The organism is Rhodopseudomonas julia (genome assembly GCF_030813515.1).
GTDB lineage: Bacteria > Pseudomonadota > Alphaproteobacteria > Rhizobiales > Afifellaceae > Afifella > Afifella julia.
The window spans coordinates 1,265,780-1,283,237 of record NZ_JAUSUK010000001.1 but is presented as its reverse complement, the minus strand read 5'-3'; the positions used below and the strand labels follow the sequence as shown (position 1 = coordinate 1,283,237).

Genomic DNA, 17,458 nt, shown 5'->3' with positions numbered 1-17,458 from the left:
TTACACCGGACCCTTATGGCAGCGCAGGACATCTGATGGCGGGGCGGAAGGCAAAGCAGCGCGTCGAGCCGCGGCTCGGCGAGAGCGGCGGCATCCGCGTGGAAGCGCGCGACCGGCCGGCGGGCGGGGCGTCGCAGCGCAAGCCGAAGGCAAAGACCGCAAAGAGCCGTTCGTCCGCGCCCCGCAGAAAAAAGGCACGCGGGTCCGGCGGCGGATTTCTGCGGCGCACGGTCTATTGGGGCTCGGTTCTGGCTGTGTGGGGCCTGATCGCCGTCGTCGGCATCATCGCCTGGTACGGCGTCCAGATGCCGCCGACGTCGGAATGGCGGGTGCCGGAGCGGCCGCCCAATGTGCGCATCCTCGCTGTCGACGGGGCCCTGATCGGCAATCGTGGCGACACCGGTGGCCAGGCGGTCAAGCTCGCCGAACTCCCCGATTATGTGCCCGAGGCGGTGATCGCGATCGAGGACCATCGCTTCCGGCAGCATTTCGGCGTCGATCCGATTGGTCTGTCGCGCGCGGTCGTGCGCAATCTCGTCTCCGGCGGTGTCGTGCAGGGTGGCTCGACGCTCACCCAGCAGCTTGCCAAAAACATGTTCCTGACGCCGGAACGCTCGATCCGGCGCAAGATTCAGGAGATGCTTCTGGCGCTCTGGCTGGAGCACAAATACTCCAAGGGCGAAATCCTGGAGATGTATCTGAACCGGGTCTATTTCGGCGGGGGCGCCTATGGCGTCGACGCTGCGGCCCATCGTTTCTTCGCCAAGGATTCAAGCGATCTCAACCTGGCGGAGGCCGCGATGCTGGCGGGTCTCGTCAAGGCGCCGTCGCATTATCAGCCCGATCGCAATTTCGATGCGGCCGAGGCGCGCGCCCGTCTCGTGCTCGATGCGATGGTGCGCGAAGACTATGTCACGGCTGCGCAGGCGAAGTATGCCAAGGAAAATCCCCCGCGCATCGCCTCGCGTCACCGCGTTCATGCGGAAAACTACGTCGCCGATTTCGTCATGGATCGGCTGCCTTCCTATGTCGGTGCGATCGATGAGGACGTTACCGTCTACACCACCATCGACCTTTCGCTGGAGCGCGAGGCGGAGAAGGCGCTCGTCGAAGGCCTGAAGGCGAACGGCGAGAAATATGGCGTCCATCAGGGCGCGCTGGTGGCGCTCGATGGCACCGGTGCGATCCGCGCCATGGTCGGCGGGCGTTCCTACGACAAGAGCCAGTTCAACCGTGCGGTCCAGGCCAAGCGCCAGCCCGGCTCCTCTTTCAAGCCCTTCGTCTATCTGACGGCGCTTGAACAGGGGCTCAGACCGGAGACGGTGCGCGTCGACCAGCCGGTGCGGATCGGCAATTGGGAGCCGCACAATTATTCCAACAAATATGAGGGGCCGGTGACGCTCAAGACGGCACTCGCCCGCTCGCTGAACACGGTGGCCGCACAGCTTGCCGCGGAGGTTGGGCCGAAAAACGTCGTGGCGACCGCCCACCGCATGGGCATCAGTTCCGACCTCAAGGCCAATGCCACCATCGCGCTCGGAACGTCGGAGGTAAGCCTGTTGGAGCTGACGGGTGCTTATGCGCCGCTTGCCAATGGCGGGTTCGCCGTCCTCCCGCACGCGATCGAACGGGTCGTCACCGATGATGGCGAAACCCTTTTCCAGCGGTCCAGCCCGGGTCTCGGTCGCGTCGTCGATCTTCGCATCGTCGCCATGATGAACGAGATGATGAAGGCGACGCTGGAGATCGGCACCGGGAGAAAGGCGCAGATCCCCGGCTGGCCCGCCGGTGGCAAAACCGGCACCAGCCAGGATTGGCGAGACGCCTGGTTCGTCGGCTACACGGCCAATCTGACGGCGGGCGTCTGGGTTGGCAACGACGACAATTCGCCGACCAAGAAGGCCTCGGGCGGGAATGTGCCCTCGATGATCTGGGCGGATTTCATGAAGGCGGCGCATCGCGGCGTTGCGGTGGCGGCCCTGCCGGGCGAGGGGCTCTACAGCCCTGCGATCGCGCAAAATCCTGGGATGGGCCAGCCCTCGGCTGCGGGATCCGGCGGCGATGCCCAATATCGCGACTGGATCCTCAACCGCGACAGCGACCGCACGCACACCGGCCCTGCACGGCCCCAGCGCGGCAATGGCGGCCAGGGAGGCATTGGCGGATTCTTCGGCCGTATCTTCGGCAATTAGAAGGATTTATGTCATCGCGACAACAGGCGCGCTTCGCACATGCAAAGCGACCTTGACGGCGACGCCCCTGCCGGGCAAGACCCACCGAACGACCTTCCTGCCCGTGCGGATCAGCCTTCGGGTAGCTCTCCCATATCTAAAGGAGGCGTGTGCGTGCCCCGAGAACATTTCTTGTTTACCAGCGAGTCGGTGTCGGAGGGCCATCCCGACAAGGTGTGCGACCGCATTTCGGACTGCGTGGTCGATGCCCATCTGGCTAAGTTTCCCGAAGCCCGCGTGGCCTGCGAGACGCTGGCGACGACCAACCGTGTTCTGATCGCCGGTGAAGTGCGCGGCTCTCCCGAGGTCGACGCAGCCGTCGTCGAGCAATGCGCTCGCGAGGCCATCCGCGACATCGGCTATCAGCAGGAAGGGTTCCACTGGCAGAATTGTCAGGTCGATGTGCTCCTTCATGAACAATCTCCCGACATCGCGCAGGGCGTTGATGCGGGCGAGGCGAAGGAAGAAGGCGCCGGCGACCAGGGGATCATGTTCGGCTTTGCCTGCCGCGAGACGCCGGAGCTCATGCCTGCGCCGATCCTTTATGCGCACAAGATTCTGCACCTGATGGCGCAAGCGCGCCATTCCGGCGCTGCGCCGGAGCTGATGCCGGATTCCAAATCGCAGGTGACGGTGCGCTACGAAAACGGTGTGCCGGTCGGCGTGCATTCGATCGTGGTTTCGACGCAGCACGCCAAAGGCCTGACCTCCGCGGACGTGCGCAAGATCGTCGAGCCCTTCGTCTATAAGGCGCTGCCGGAAGGCTGGATCAACGACGAGACCATCTGGCACGTCAACCCGACCGGCAAGTTCGAGGTGGGTGGTCCCGATGGCGATTGCGGCCTGACCGGCCGCAAGATCATCGTCGACACTTATGGCGGTGCGGCCCCTCACGGCGGCGGTGCCTTCTCGGGCAAGGACCCGACGAAGGTCGATCGCTCGGCGGCTTATGCGGCGCGTTATCTCGCCAAGAACATCGTCGCGGCCGACCTCGCTGAACGCTGCACCATCCAGGTCTCCTATGCGATCGGCGTCGCCAAGCCCTTGTCGATCTATGTCGATACGCATGAGACGGCGAAGAACGTGCGTGCGTCCGACATTGAACGTGCGATCAACAAGGTGATGGATTTGTCGCCGCGCGGCATCCGCCAGCACCTGCAGCTCAACCGCCCCATCTATGCCCGCACGGCTGCCTATGGTCATTTCGGCCGGCCGCCGGAGGCCGATGGCGGCTTCTCTTGGGAAAAGACCGATCTCGCCGACAGCATCCGCGACGCGCTCTGAGAAGGTGTCGGCCGCGGACCGGCCGACAGCAAGCTCGCTTCACGGGCGCCGCAAGGGAAAGAGGCTCACTGCTCATCGCGAGGCGCTCATGGAGCGCCTTCTACCGCAGCTTGCTCTCGATCTGAGTGAGCCGCTCTCTGACGATCCGGCCGAGCTTTTTGCGGCTCGCGTCGATGACGTGCGCCTGGAGATCGGCTTCGGCGGGGGCGAGCATCTGATCCACGAAGCCCGCAAAGCGCCCTCCTGCGGCTTCTTCGGGGTCGAGCCTTTCGTGAACGGCATGGCGAAGGCCGTCGCCGCGATCGAAGGCGAAGAGCTGACGAACATCCGGCTCTATGATGGCGACGCGGCGGACCTCCTCGATTGGCTGCCCTCGAAAAGCCTTTTGCGCGTCGATCTCCTCTACCCCGATCCCTGGCCGAAGCGGCGGCATTGGAAGCGGCGTTTCGTCAATGCCGAAAACCTTGCGCGCATTCATCGAGCGCTGCGCCCGGGCGGGGTTTTCCGCTTTGCAAGCGACATTCCCTCTTATGTCGATTGGACGATGATCCGGGTTCTGCGCCACGGTGGCTTCGTATGGCCGGCGGAGACGGTGGCGGATTGGCACGAGCCTTATCCCGGTTGGCCGGGCACGCGCTACGAGGCGAAGGCGCTGCGCGAAGGGCGCCGGCCTGCTTATCTGAGCTTCAGCAAGAGATAAGGCCTCAGGCGCACGTGAAGACGCCGCCGCGACGCGGATCGCCGGCGCCTGAGAAGCCACCTTTTCCGTCGCTTTCAGCGACATGCACGCCGCCGAAATAGAGCGAGCGCTCGCGCCAGGCCTTGAGCTCCGGCTCGATATCTCTCAGAGCCTTGAGGTCGGGCCGCTCGCCGGCCGCTTCCACGTCGAGCCGACCGTTCTCGAAATGCAGACGCGGCGCCGATACGGCTGTGTCCGCATCCGCGTTCTCAAGAAGCAGGTTTGCAGCGACGTTGAAGATCGCTGTGCGGATACGCGAGGAACCGCCCGTACCGAGCGCCGTGATCGGGCCATCCTCGCTGAGCGCCAGCGTCGGTGCCATCATGGAGGAGAGGCGCATGCCCGCCTCGCAGGCGTGGAAGCCCTTCGGGTTCAAATCTTCCTCGCCCAGCATGTTGTTGAGCATGAAGCCCATTCCGGGCACCATGCGGCCGTTGCCCTCGCCATTGGAGACGGTGGCGGCGGCTGCCATACCGGCACTGTCGACGACGCTCACATGCGTGGTGCCGCGGCTGACGACGCGGCTTGGCCTATCATCGTCGTCCCGGATCGCAAGGAGCACGTCGAAATTGCCGGAAAGACGGGCTTTCTCCATGTCTTTGAGAGCTGTCAGCCTGGCGGGTCCGTCACTTCGCTTCAGCCGGACGAGCGCCTGAAGCGCGATCGCCGAGAGCGTGCCTCCGAGGGCTGGAGGCGGATTGAGGAAGAGCGTGGTGTCGCCGAGGATGAGGGCGAGCGGATTGCGCTCCTGCACCTGATAGCGGCGAAAATCCGCCTCTTCCAGGAGGCCGCCATGGGCGGTGCATTGCTCGATCATGGCCGCTTCGAGCGTGGCAAGACGTCCAGCACCCACTTCCTGGAAGGCCTCTGCAAGTGCCTCGTTGCGGAAGACTTCTCCGGCTCTCAGAAGCCGCCCCGAGGGCGCGAAGAGGCGGTGCACCTGCGCATCCGCGGTGATGATCGGCTCGACGATCTCGAACATGCGTGCCTGCAGCGGCGTGATCGTCACACCTTTGCGGGCAGCCGCGAGAGCAGGCTCGACGAGATCGCTGAGCGGCAGGCGGCCGAGCTTTTGCGAGGCGGCCGTGATCCCGGCGAGAAAACCGGGCGTTGCGGCTGCGCCGGCGCCGATATGGAAGGACTGCGTGGTCTCGCCGAAATCGGCGTGGATCTCGAAGAACTCGATATCCCCGTCAGGCGGCAGGGCGAGCGGCGCATCGCAGAAGAAGTCGAAGAGATGCGGCCGTGCGCCGTCATAGGCCATGAGAAAACCGCCCCCGCCCGGCGCGGCAAGGATCGGTTCGGTGACGCAGGCGGTGAGGAGCGCCCCGATGCAGGCATCGACCGCATTGCCGCCTTCACAGAGGATAGCGACCGCAGCGGCCGCCGTCTCAGGATGGCCGCAGGCGACAGCCCCCTTTGCCTGCTCTTTGCCCATGAAGCCTCGCTAAGCCGCAGATGAGACCAAAACGATGAACCGACACCCGATATGCATTGGACGGGTCCCGAGGCCAGATACAAAACGGCCGGCGCACCGTTGCGATACGCCGGCCGTGACAACAAAGATGACCGCGTCGCCTATTCGGCGGCATCCTTCAGACGCGGCGCGGCGGCCAGAACCTCTGCATCGACGTCGTCGGCGAATTGCTTGAAGTTCTCAGAGAACATTTCCAGGAGCTTCTCGGCCTGACGGTCGTAGGCCGCCTTGTCGCTCCAGGTTTCGCGTGGATGCAGAACCTTGCCATCGACGCCCTCGAGCTCGGTCGGGATCTCAAGGCCGAAGACCGGCTCCCTTTCCATCGGCGCTTTCTCGAGCGTGCCTTCAAGCGCGGCTTCCAGCAGCCGCCGCGTCAGCTTCAGCGGCATGCGCTTGCCGACGCCGTAGGGGCCGCCACTCCAGCCGGTGTTGACCAGCCAGCAGGTGACGGCGTGCTTGTTGATGTGCTCGCGCAGCAGATCGCCATAGACGGCGGGAAGGCGCGGCATGAACGGTGCGCCGAAGCAGGTCGAGAAGGTCGCTTCCGGTTCGGTCACACCGCGTTCGGTGCCTGCCACCTTGGCGGTATAGCCGGACAGGAAATGTACCATCGCCTGCTCGGCCGTGAGCTTGGAGATCGGCGGCAGAACGCCGAACGCGTCGCAGGTCAGCATGACGATATGGTTGGGCTGACCACCCATGCCCGTCTCGCTCGCATTGGCGATATAGTCGAGCGGATAGGCGGAGCGCGTGTTTTCCGTCAGCGATCCGTCGTCGAAGTCCGGCTTGCGCGTATCTTCGTCGAGGACGACGTTTTCCAGAACTGTGCCGAAGCGCGTCGAGGCCGCGTAGATTTCCGGCTCCTGCTCAGCGGAAAGCCGGATCGTCTTCGCATAGCAGCCGCCTTCGAAATTGAAGACGCCGTTTTCGCTCCAGCCATGCTCGTCGTCGCCGATGAGCGTGCGCTCAGGATCGGCCGACAACGTCGTCTTGCCGGTGCCCGACAGGCCGAAGAAGATGGCGACGTCGCCATTGTCGGCTTCGTTGGCCGAGCAATGCATCGGCATCACGCCCTTCTCCGGCAGGAGATAGTTGAGAAGCGTGAAGACCGACTTCTTGATCTCGCCGGCATAGGCGGACCCGCCGATGAGGATGAGCTTCTTCGAGAAGTTGACGGCGATCACGGTTTCGGTGCGGCAGCCATGCCGCTCGGGATCCGCCTTGAAGCTCGGCAGATCGATGACCGTAAACTCCGGCAGGAAGGAGGCGCGGGCCTCTGCGTCGGGTACGCGCAGGAGGTTATGAATGAACAGCGAATGCCAGGCGAGCTCGGTATAGACACGCACATTGAGGCGATGAACCGGATCGGCGCCGCCGCACATGTCCTGTGCATAAAGCGTCATGCCGTCGGCATGGGCGAGAAAATCCTCGCGCAGACGCTCGAAGGCGTCCGGCTCCATGGCGCCGTTGCCACCCCACCAGATGGTGTTTTCCGTCTTCTCGTCGCGGACGATGAACTTGTCCTTCGGCGACCGACCGGTGTGCTTGCCCGTCGTGGCGACAACGGCACCGTCTGAAGAAAAGCGGGCCTCGCCTCGCCGGATGGCGTGCTCGGCAAGCTCCGCCTGCGGAAGATTCCAGAAAACCCTTTTGACCCTATCAAGCCCAACAGCTTCGACCCCGCATGCGGGGTTGCGCTTGCCACTCTCCTCCACCATTCACTCCTATATGTCTTTGGGCCGGACATCCCCCCGGAGCCGGCCACTCCTGTTTCTGCATAGACGGGTGATATGCGCAGTCGCAAGAGCGACATTTGCAACTCTGATCCCTAATTCGCAGTTGTGCCTCTGCGATGGCAGGCATCTTTTAAGTTATGGAACCTTACAGATTTCTCATGTTCCGCAACGGCATTTTTTGTGCAACCTGCCACAATTCGTTCGCATTCTGTCACAAGAGCGGCGCAGGCGCAGTCTTTGCCGCCGCAAACCACCCGTAGGAGCATCACCCATGGCGACCATCGCACTCGTGGATGACGATCGCAACATCCTGACTTCCGTGGCGATGACGCTGGAATCGGAAGGCTATCGCGTCACCACCTTCAACGACGGCGCCTCCGCGCTGGACGGGCTGACGCAGGCCCCACCAGACCTCGCCATCCTCGATATCAAGATGCCGCGCATGGACGGCATGGAGCTCCTGCGCAAGCTGCGGCAGAAGACCGACCTTCCCGTGATCTTCTTGACCTCGAAGGACGAAGAGATCGACGAGCTTTTCGGCCTCAAAATGGGGGCTGACGATTTCATCAAGAAGCCGTTCTCACAGCGCCTTCTGGTCGAACGAGTACGCGCCGTCCTGCGCCGCGCTCAGCCTAAGGAAATGGGCCCCGCGCGCACCGGCGACAGTTCGAAGACATTGGAGCGCGGCGCCCTTGTCATGGATCAGGAGCGCCACACCTGCACCTGGAATAACGAGAATGTGACCCTGACCGTCACGGAGTTTCTGATTCTCTTTGCGCTGGCTCAGCGCCCGGGCGTGGTCAAAAGCCGCAACGCGCTGATGGATGCGGCCTATGACGATCAGGTCTATGTGGATGACCGCACCATCGACAGCCACATCAAGCGGCTTCGCAAGAAGTTCAAGGCCGTCGATGACGAGTTCAATATGATCGAGACCCTCTACGGTGTCGGATATCGCTTCCGCGAGACATGAGAGCGCTTTAGCCCATGGTGGCTGAGACGCATCCAGGCAAGACGCACGGGCGTGAGGAGACGCCGCGGCACAGTGAAGCGGCCAGGCGCCGACGCTGGCGGCGGCTCCTGGTCCTGCCGTTCGCCCGTGGTCTGTCGATTCTGGCCCAGGCGAGTTTTTCGAGCGTCAGCCGGCGCATCGTCACTCTCAATCTCGCTGGGCTCATCGCGCTCGTCCTTGCCGTCCTTTACCTCAACCAGTTTCGCGCCGGCTTGATCGATGCGCGCGTCGAGAGCCTGAGAACGCAGGGTGAGATCATTGCAGCGGCGATCGCCGCGCAGGCGACCGTCGAAACCGACGCGATCACCATCGACCCTGACAAGCTCCTGGAATTGCAGGCGGGCGAAAGCGTCTCCCCCTTCGATGTCGGCGAGACATCGGCTGATTTTCCGATCAATCCTGAGCGTGTTGCGCCCTTGTTGAAGCGGCTGATGACGCCGACGCGCATTCGCGGCCGCCTTTACGATCAGGAAGGCAATCTGATCGTCGATTCCAAAGGCCTTTATACGCGCGGTCAGATCCTGCGCTTCGATCTGCCCGCGCCGGAAGAGACCCGCTCCTGGTGGGACAAATCCTGGGACAAATTCCGTCTCTGGCTGCGGCGGGGCGATCTGCCGAAATATCACGAGGTCGGTGCCGGCGACGGACGGGCCTATCCCGAAGTGGTCAATGCGCTCTCGGGCCAGGCGGGCTCCGTGGTCCGTGTCGGCGAAGATGGCGGACTGATCGTGTCCGTCGCTGTGCCCGTCCAGCGCTTCCGTGCGGTTCTCGGCGCCCTGCTGTTGTCGACGGAATCGGGCGACATCGACGCGATCGTGCATGCCGAGCGCATGGGCATTTTCCGCGTCTTCCTGGTCGCTGCGAGCTCGACCGTCCTTTTGTCGATCCTGCTGGCCAGCACGATCGCAGGCCCCATCAGCCGCCTGTCTCAGGCCGCGGAAAGGGTCGGTCGCGGTGTGCGTTCGCGCATGCAGATCCCCGATTTCGGCGAGCGCAAGGACGAGATCGGCCATCTGGCGCGTTCGCTGCGTGATATGACCAATGCGCTCTACAGCCGCATGGATGCGATCGAACGCTTCGCCGCCGACGTTGCGCATGAGCTGAAGAACCCGCTGACCTCGCTCAGAAGTGCGGTGGAGACCTTGCCGATCGCCCGCAGCGAGGAGAACCGGGAACGGCTTCTCGATGTCATCAAGCACGACGTTCGCCGTCTCGATCGGCTGATCAGCGACATCTCCGACGCCTCCCGGCTCGACGCCGAATTGGCGCGCGAGGATACGGAGCCGGTGGACATTGCCCGCCTCCTTGAGGCCGTGGTGAGTGTCGCGCGCGAGGTGCGCACGACCGATCCGAGCCAACTCACCTTGAGCCTGAAGGCCGGCAAATTCGGCAAGGACGCCTTCTACGTCCTCGGCCATGACAGCCGCCTCGGCCAGGTGTTCAACAATCTGATCGACAACGCGCTTTCCTTCTCTCCCGATGATGGCGTGGTGCGCGTCGTTGCCGAACGCCTGCCCGGACGTATCGTGGTTGTGGTCGATGATGACGGCCGCGGCATCCCGGAAGACAATTTCGAGCGCATTTTCGAGCGTTTTTATACCGACCGTCCCGAGAAGGAGGCTTTCGGCAACAATTCCGGTCTCGGCCTTGCGATTTCGCGGCAGATCGTGGTGGCGCACCGCGGCACCATCACTGCGGAAAACAGGCGCAACCAGGACGGGTCTGTGGCCGGAGCGCGCTTTACGGTCGTCCTGCCCGCCGCCGATTGAGGGACGATGTCGCTGCGGCTGCACGCAAGCTGTGTTCTCTGGCAAGGCGCCGGCATTCTCATCAGAGGCGCGTCGGGCAGCGGCAAATCCATGCTCGCCTGGTCGATCCTTGCGGAGGGAGGGCGCCTCGTTGCCGATGATTATTGCGATCTGACCGCCTGCCATGGCCGTCTCGTCGTCACGCCGCCTGCCGTGACAGAGGGGCTGATGGAGCTGCGCGGCCGTGGGCTCGTGCGGCTGCCTCATGAACAGGCAGCGGTGATTCGCCTCGTTATCGACCTTCTCCCCGAAGCGGCTCTCGAACGTCTGCCGGATGCCGGCGATCTCGTGACGGAGATCGCCGGGATACGCGTGCCGCGCCAGCCGGCTCCAGCGCGCAGCCCTGCGACGCTGCTGCTCGTGCGAACGGCGCTCGCTGCAGCCCTTCAGTCGCGCGAGGGACTTGCAAGGTGACGCATTTTTGTGGCCAAGATGGCGGCCCTTGCACAATGGATCGGCAAACCCCGTATGATCGGATTAGTCCTTGTCACCCACGGTCAGCTCGCTTCTGAATTTCGTGCTGCTTTGGAACATGTGGTGGGACCTCAGCAGGGCTGCGCGACGATCTCCATCGGCCCCGATGACGATATGGAGGATCGACGCCAGGACATCGTTCAGGCGGTCCAGGAGGTCGACGCCGGCGATGGCGTGATCCTGTTGACCGACATGTTCGGTGGCACTCCTTCGAATCTTGCGATTTCGGTGATGGAGCCCGGCCGCATCGAGGTCGTGGCCGGCGTCAATCTGCCGATGCTGATCAAGCTCGCAAGCATCCGCGGCGATGCGGAACTCGACGAGGCGACGGTTGCGGCGCAGGATGCCGGGCGGAAATACATCAACGTTGCCAGTCGGATCTTATCCGCCAAATGACCACGATCGCTCTGGAAAGCCTGCCCTTGCGGCGCCTGACCATTTGCAACAAGCGGGGTCTTCACGCACGCGCTTCGGCTAAGTTCGTGAAGCTCGCAAGCTGTTTCGATGCAGAGGTCGTGGTGATCAAGGACGGGCAAAGCGTTGGCGGCACCTCCATCATGGGTCTGATGACGCTTGCCGCCGCGCCCGGTTGTTTCATCGATATCGCCGCCGTCGGGCCGGATGCGGATGCCGCGCTTGAGGCGCTTGCTGCCCTCGTCGAAGGGGGGTTCGGCGAAGATGTGACCCGCGAGCCGCGCGAGTGAGGCTGGAAGTCCCGGCCTTCCATCCGTAATCTCAGCAAATTCTTCCAAAGCCATTCGGCCGGAGGGGGCAGGGACTGCACCCGGCCTCGGCGAAGCAATGCGTGAGGATCACGAGGATGCAACAGCTGGGCGTCAGTCCGATTGCGGTGACCCGCCTCGCCAAGCGCTACGGCTCGGTCAGCGCCGTCGACGGTATCAGCTTTTCGGTCCCTGCAGCCTCCGTCACCGGCCTCCTCGGCGGCAATGGCGCCGGCAAGACGACGACGATCGCCATGCTGATGGGATTGATCACGCCGAGTTCCGGGGAAGCCCGCATCCTCGGCGCCGATATGGCGCATCAGCGCTACCAGGTGCTCCACCGCATCAATTTCGAAAGTCCCTACGTGGAAATGCCGATGCGGCTCACCGTACGGCAGAACCTCAAAGTCTTCGGGCGGCTCTACGGTGTCGCCGACCTCAAGGAGCGCATCGACGAGCTCGCCGGCGAGCTGGCGCTTCGGGATTTTCTCGACCGCCCGTCGGGTAAGCTCTCCGCCGGACAGAAAACCCGCGTCGCCCTGGCAAAATCCCTGATCAATCGCCCTGAGGTCCTCCTCCTAGACGAGCCGACCGCTTCGCTCGATCCCGATACTGCGGACTGGGTGCGCACCCATCTGGAGCGCTATCGCCGCGAACGGGGCGCCACCATTCTCCTCGCCTCGCACAACATGCCCGAGGTTGAGCGTCTCTGCGACGACGTCGTCATGATGAAGGGCGGCATCATCGTCGATCAGGGCGCCCCCTCCGAGCTTATCTCGCGCTACGGCCGCGAGACGATGGAAGACGTCTTCCTCGATGTCGCCCGCGGTCGCAGGCAGGGTGAGGCGGCCTGACGCGCCGGCTGAAACGCTAGGAAAGCGAAGTTTTCGCGGCGAGCTCGTCGAGACCGTCTTTCACCTTGTCGAAGACCCCGGCCTTTGTGAGGGCGGCAAGAAACGCCTCGTTGATCCCCCCAGGCGTGGCGTGATCTTTGGCGAGCCGCTCAAAGTCCGGCTTTTCGTCTTGGAGCGAGCCGGCCACTCCAGCGAAGACCGCAGCCATATAGCGTGACGCGGCGTCCTGGGGCACGTTCTGTGCGGCAAGCCATCCGGCGATGGTGTTGAGATAGGCGAAATGTGCTGCGACCGTCGCCGAAGCCGTAGCAAAAGCCTCAAAGCTCTCTTCGCTCGGCAGCTCGACGGCGCTGCCCAGCGTCTCGAACAGGGCTTTGGCTTCCCCGCCGGCCGGGAAGACGGGCGTGATGCCTGAGCGGGTGCGCACGGGCGGCAGCGGGATGGCTCTCGCGATCTTTGTGGCCGGCGCGACGAGCGAAGAAAGCTGCGCAAGCGGTGTGCGGGCCAACAGGCTGATGACCGGGCGCTCTTTGGGAAAGACGAGATCCTTGAGCGCCGCCGCCGCATCCTGCGGCCTGACGGCAAGGATCACGACCGAGCAGCGATCGATGACGGCCTGATTGTCCTCCGCGACGGTGACGCTTGCGTATCTCTGCTCGAGATCGGCGGCAATCTCGGCATTGCGCGGCGACAGCACGATTGCGGGCGCGCCCACGTCGACGCTGCACAAGCCTTCCACGATCGCCTCAGCGATCGCTCCGACGCCGATGATGCCATAGACCATGAGGCTTCCTCTTCGCTGAATTTGTCGGCGAGGACCTTAGGCAATGATGGTCGCCGAAGGGAGGGGGCGGCGCGAGGAAAGGGTCGACGCGATGGGTCGGGACCCGGTCAGCGGCGTTTTTCTCCGGTTTATTGCCGGCTTTTCGCGCTGCGGCGGCGGGTCTACGATTGCCGGGCGGCCGCTTCGCCCAGCCTTTTCGCCGCCGGAACGCTCAAGGACGACTCGATGCTCTCTGCCTCCCTCAACCGCATCTTCGCGCTCGTTCTGCGCTATTGGTATCTTCTCAGAGGCTCCTGGCCCCGCTTCGTCGACCTCGTCTACTGGCCGACCGTACAGATGCTGATGTGGGGCTTCTTGCAGACTTATCTGGCCGAGAAGACCTCTGTTGCCGCGCTCGCTGGCGGGGCCTTCATTGGCTCCGTCCTTTTGTGGGACATCCTGTTTCGCGGCCAGATCGGCTTTTCGGTCTCCTTCCTGGAGGAGATGTGGTCGCGCAACCTCGGCAATCTGATGATGACGCCGCTCAGGATGTACGAGCTTCTGGCCGCCCTCGGCGTGATGAGCATCATCAGGCTCCTGATCGGGCTGATGCCGGTCACGGTGATGGCGATCGTCTTCTTCGGCTTCAATCTGTGGGGGCTGGGTCTGGCGCTCGCCGCCTTCTTCGCCAATCTCATCATGACAAGTTGGACGATCGGGCTTCTCGCCTGCGGCATCGTTCTGCGCAACGGGCTCGGTGCGGAGAGTTTCGCTTGGAGCGTCTCGTTCCTCCTGCTTCCGCTCGCCTGTGTGTACTACCCCGTGACGGTTCTGCCCGCCTGGCTGCAGCCCATATCGCTGGCGCTGCCGCCCACGCATGTCTTCGAAGGGATGCGCGCCCTCATTTTGGAGAATCGTTTCGACGTCGGCGAGATGTTGTGGGCCGGCGGCCTCAATCTTGTTTATTTGTCCGCCGCATCCATTGCTTTTGCAGCCTTTTTGCGCTCTGCCCGTCGCTCGGGCGCGCTGCTTCAGCTTGGCGAATAACAGGTCCGCGCAAGCTTTCAACCTGAAGACTTTGGGTCTGCCGCAGTTGCGTTTGCGCCTAAACGGCCTATTCTGCAACGCGGAAGACTATTGTGCAGCGCCAGAATGCGCTGCCATTCCGATAAGGAAAAGGCGGGAAACGTGGGCATCTATCAGTTCTACGAGCTAAATCACGCCGTGCTTGCGCCGTGGCGCGCGATGGCAGATGTGACCCGGCTCGCCTTCCAGAACCCTTTCAACCCCTTCGCAGAGACGCCGTTTGGCCGTTCGGTCGCCGCAGCGGCGGAGTTGTTTGAACGGACGACGCGCCGCTACGGCAAGCCCGAGTTCGGGCTGAAGGACGTCGAGGTCGACGGCAAGACCGTTGCCATCGAAGAACGCGTGGTGTGGTCGAAACCCTTCTGCGATCTTCTTCACTTCAAGCGCAATCTGCCATCTGACCGGCCGCGCGATCCGAAGCTTCTGATCGTTGCGCCGATGTCTGGCCATTACGCCACTTTGCTGCGCGGCACTGTGGAAGCGATGCTGCCCTTCCACGAGGTCTTCATCACCGACTGGACCGATGCGCGCATGGTGCCTCTGTCCAAGGGGCATTTCGATCTCGATGATTTCGTCGATTACATCGTCGAGATGCTGCACCATCTGGGCTCCGGGACGCATGTCATGGCGGTTTGCCAGCCGTCCGTCCCGGTCCTCGCCGCGGCCGCCGTGATGGCGGAAGACGATGATCCCTGCCAGGCTGCCTCCATGACGCTGATGGGCGGGCCGATCGACACGCGACGCAACCCGACTGCCGTCAACATGTTCGCCGACGGCAAGAGCGTGGACTGGTTCCGCCGCCACGTCATCATGAACGTGCCGTTTCCGCATCCGGGCTTCATGCGGGCCGTTTATCCGGGCTTCCTGCAACTCTCGGGCTTCATGAGCATGAACCTCGACCGGCATGTGAGTGCCCACCACGAGTTCTTCCAGCACCTCGTTGACGGTGACGGCGACAGTGCCGAAAAGCACCGTGATTTCTATGACGAGTATCTCGCCGTCATGGATCTGACAGCGGAGTTTTATCTGCAGACGGTCGAGACCGTGTTCATCCGTCACGATCTGCCGCGCGGAGAGATGCGCCATCGTGGGAGGTTGGTTCGCCCGGACCTCATCAAAAAGACGGCACTCTTGACGGTGGAAGGCGAGCGCGACGACATTTCGGGTGTCGGCCAGACGGAAGCGGCGCAGTCCTTGTGCTCCAGCCTGCCCGAAGAGATGAAAAAGCATCACCTGCAGCCGAAGGTCGGCCATTATGGTGTTTTCAACGGCAGCCGTTTCCGCAAGGAAATCGTGCCCGTCATCGCAGATTTCATCCGCCGTTTCGCGCGTGAGGATGCCAAGCCCCTGAACGGGGCGGCGGAGGCCGTGCGCAGCAATCCGCGCGAGGATTATCATGCGCGTTTTGCCGACGCGATGGGCTTCTCGGCGCTTGCCGTAGACAATCTGCCCGCGGTGGCGACAGACCTGACCGAAATCGTTGGACTCGGCCCGGCGGCGGCCGACAGCCTCAACGAGTTCGGCATCTTCCAGGTGAGCCAGCTTGCCGAGATGACGAGCGAGGCGATGGAAGCCTTGCAAGGGGAGATGTCGCCACACGCCGGCGAGGCGCTCGAGAGTTGGGTGGCGCAGGCGCGACGTATGATGGGCATGGCCACTGAAATACGGCACTGAGCGGGCTTTTCCGTTCGCTGGTGCCGCGTTCTTGAAGCACTTGACCGTCGGGATGCGGCCGTCGTTGTCGTGAGAGACCGAAAGCCGGTTGTGGCGGCTGGCGTCCGGTTTTTCTTGAATCCCGATTTTGCGCTCCCCATCTCCAGTTCATCCACTGCTTGAGGGGAGTTCGATGAACCAAACTGTTACTGCCAATCGGGCCTGTTCGACTCGGGGTCGCTGGTCACCACTGAACATTCTTCTAATGGTGATCGGTTTTGCTCTGTTCTGGCCGCTGGGCCTTGCCATGCTGGCCTGGATGATCTGGGGCCAGGAATTGGTCCGGTTCGGACAGGACATGCGCAATCAATTCCGCAGCCAGTTCGGCGGCATCACACGCCAAGCCGGATTTGGTGTCGGCGACACCGGCAATATCGCCTTCGACGAGTATCGCACCCGCGAGTTGGAGCGGCTCGAGGAAGAGCGCCGCAAGATCGAAGGTATGCGCAGCGAGTTCGAAGGCTTCGTCAAGGAATTGCGGCGGGCGAAGGACAAGGAAGAGTTCGATCGCTTCATGGCCGAGTACCGCCGGCGTACGGACGAGGGAGCGCAGCGCGCGTTCTAAGATCCCAGCCTGATTGCGAAGACAGCGGGGCCCACAAGGCCCCGTTTGTCGTTGTCGGGGCTGTTTCGACGATGGTCTCTACGGTCGAGATGTCAGCCCCGCGGCGGCATTCGACCAATCGGGATCAGCCGGCTCAGCGAAGTCTGCGCGCCACTGGAGCAATGGCTTTGGCCGGGCCAGAAGACGAGGCATAGTGCCTGCTATGCGATTCTCCCGCCGCAAAACCCCCGAAACCTGTCGTCTTGCCTTTCAGGAGAGCGAGCTTGCCGTGAAGGTACGCCGCTCGAGCCGGGCCCGGCGCATGATCCTGCGTCTCGACGCGGCGACGGGTGAACCGCTTTTGACGCTGCCTGCCTTTGTGCCGCTCTCTGCGGGAGAGAGCTTTCTGGCCGGCCACCGCGACTGGCTTGCCGAGCGGATGCGGGCGCATGAGGGTGGAGCCCCATTTGTGCCGGGGACGTACTTTTCGCTGCGGGGAGAACAATGCCTCATCAAGACGGATCCGTCACGCGGTCTCGTCCGCATTTTGGATATGGAAGAAGGGCGCGCCGTCGTCGTTCCGGGCGATCCGCGCCATCTGGAGCGGCGTCTCTCCGATTGGCTGAAGCGTCAGGCGCGTCGTGACCTGAGTGAGGCGGTTGGCGCCTATTGCGACGTGCTGGGCGTCCGGCACCGACGCATCGCCGTGCGCGACACCAGGAGTCGCTGGGGCTCCTGTTCATCGACGGGGACGCTGTCGTTTTCCTGGCGGCTCGTTCTCGCGCCGCCGCATGTGCTGCAATATGTCGCGGCCCATGAAGTCGCCCATCTGCGCGAAATGAATCACTCGCCGCGCTTCTGGCGTCTCGTGGGCGAACTCTATCCCGGCTACGAAGAAGCGCGCAGATGGCTGCGCCGTCATGGCGCCGAGCTTCACCGCATCGGTCGAGCGGTTGCCCAGACGTCGTGAGCGGCCGTCACGCTGGTTTCGGCGATAAAACCTGAGAAGGTGGGA

The 17,458-nt window shown here is 63.3% G+C and carries 16 protein-coding genes and 1 pseudogene; 14 read left to right on the top strand and 3 right to left on the bottom strand.

The features are described from left to right. Positions 1–35 precede the first annotated feature (35 nt). From J2R99_RS05925 to trmB, 3 genes are all read left to right on the top strand, one after another. The gene (locus tag J2R99_RS05925; protein WP_307153530.1) at positions 36–2,192 is read left to right on the top strand and encodes a transglycosylase domain-containing protein; all 2,157 of its coding nucleotides are present in this window, start codon (positions 36–38) and stop codon (positions 2,190–2,192) included. A gap of 153 nt (positions 2,193–2,345) precedes the next feature. Further along, positions 2,346–3,515 (top strand): methionine adenosyltransferase, encoded by a 1,170-nt coding sequence (gene metK / locus J2R99_RS05920; RefSeq protein WP_307153529.1) that lies wholly within the window; start codon positions 2,346–2,348, stop codon positions 3,513–3,515. An 88-nt stretch (positions 3,516–3,603) separates the two neighbouring features. Further along, positions 3,604–4,215, top strand: coding sequence for a tRNA (guanine(46)-N(7))-methyltransferase TrmB (trmB, locus tag J2R99_RS05915; RefSeq protein WP_307153528.1), 612 nt, complete (start codon positions 3,604–3,606; stop codon positions 4,213–4,215). A gap of 4 nt (positions 4,216–4,219) precedes the next feature. On the opposite strand, the gene J2R99_RS05910 is transcribed toward trmB, so the two are convergent. After that, positions 4,220–5,692, bottom strand: coding sequence for a gamma-glutamyltransferase (locus tag J2R99_RS05910; RefSeq protein WP_307153527.1), 1,473 nt, complete (start codon positions 5,690–5,692; stop codon positions 4,220–4,222). A 140-nt stretch (positions 5,693–5,832) separates the two neighbouring features. Further along, positions 5,833–7,446, bottom strand: coding sequence for a phosphoenolpyruvate carboxykinase (locus J2R99_RS05905; RefSeq protein WP_307154160.1), 1,614 nt, complete (start codon positions 7,444–7,446; stop codon positions 5,833–5,835). A 292-nt stretch (positions 7,447–7,738) separates the two neighbouring features. Here J2R99_RS05905 and J2R99_RS05900 point away from each other — a divergent pair, with 292 nt between their 5' ends. From J2R99_RS05900 to J2R99_RS05875, 6 genes are all read left to right on the top strand, one after another. After that, on the top strand, positions 7,739–8,440 hold the full coding sequence (locus J2R99_RS05900) for a response regulator transcription factor (protein WP_092811799.1): 702 nt from the start codon (positions 7,739–7,741) through the stop codon (positions 8,438–8,440). A 14-nt stretch (positions 8,441–8,454) separates the two neighbouring features. Then, entirely contained in the window at positions 8,455–10,248 is a 1,794-nt protein-coding gene (locus J2R99_RS05895) for a sensor histidine kinase (protein ID WP_307153526.1), read from the top strand. Positions 10,249–10,254: 6 nt separating this feature from the next. Further along, on the top strand, positions 10,255–10,701 hold the full coding sequence (locus J2R99_RS05890) for an HPr kinase/phosphorylase (protein WP_307153525.1): 447 nt from the start codon (positions 10,255–10,257) through the stop codon (positions 10,699–10,701). Positions 10,702–10,755: 54 nt separating this feature from the next. Then, positions 10,756–11,157, top strand: coding sequence for a PTS sugar transporter subunit IIA (locus J2R99_RS05885; RefSeq protein WP_092811793.1), 402 nt, complete (start codon positions 10,756–10,758; stop codon positions 11,155–11,157). After that, positions 11,154–11,465 (top strand): HPr family phosphocarrier protein, encoded by a 312-nt coding sequence (locus tag J2R99_RS05880; protein WP_307153524.1) that lies wholly within the window; start codon positions 11,154–11,156, stop codon positions 11,463–11,465. Before J2R99_RS05885 ends, J2R99_RS05880 begins: the two co-directional genes overlap by 4 nt. Positions 11,466–11,581: 116 nt before the next feature. Next, positions 11,582–12,337 carry an ABC transporter ATP-binding protein gene (locus J2R99_RS05875; protein ID WP_307153523.1) on the top strand — a complete coding sequence of 252 codons (756 nt, stop codon included), beginning with the start codon at positions 11,582–11,584 and terminating at the stop codon, positions 12,335–12,337. 16 nt (positions 12,338–12,353) lie between these two features. Here J2R99_RS05875 and J2R99_RS05870 read toward each other — a convergent pair whose 3' ends face one another. Then, positions 12,354–13,121 (bottom strand): NAD(P)-binding domain-containing protein, encoded by a 768-nt coding sequence (locus J2R99_RS05870; RefSeq protein WP_307153522.1) that lies wholly within the window; start codon positions 13,119–13,121, stop codon positions 12,354–12,356. A 225-nt stretch (positions 13,122–13,346) separates the two neighbouring features. Between J2R99_RS05870 and J2R99_RS05865 the strand changes: the two genes are divergently transcribed. The 5 genes and pseudogenes from J2R99_RS05865 (at position 13,347) to J2R99_RS05850 (ending at position 17,413) form a co-directional block, all read left to right on the top strand. Beyond that, positions 13,347–14,147, top strand: a complete 801-nt coding sequence (locus J2R99_RS05865; protein WP_307153521.1) for an ABC transporter permease — start codon at positions 13,347–13,349, stop codon at positions 14,145–14,147. Between the two features lie 105 nt (positions 14,148–14,252). After that, positions 14,253–15,533: pseudogene (locus J2R99_RS05860) on the top strand (polyhydroxyalkanoate depolymerase); the annotation flags it as partial. A gap of 69 nt (positions 15,534–15,602) precedes the next feature. Further along, positions 15,603–15,860, top strand: a complete 258-nt coding sequence (locus tag J2R99_RS17775; protein ID WP_503167843.1) for a helix-hairpin-helix domain-containing protein — start codon at positions 15,603–15,605, stop codon at positions 15,858–15,860. Positions 15,861–16,032: 172 nt separating this feature from the next. Continuing rightward, complete coding sequence (locus tag J2R99_RS05855) at positions 16,033–16,464, top strand: DUF2852 domain-containing protein (protein ID WP_307153519.1); 432 nt, start codon at positions 16,033–16,035, stop codon at positions 16,462–16,464. A gap of 202 nt (positions 16,465–16,666) precedes the next feature. Continuing rightward, positions 16,667–17,413, top strand: a complete 747-nt coding sequence (locus J2R99_RS05850) for a M48 family metallopeptidase (protein WP_307154159.1) — start codon at positions 16,667–16,669, stop codon at positions 17,411–17,413. The last annotated feature ends 45 nt before the right edge of the window (positions 17,414–17,458 follow it).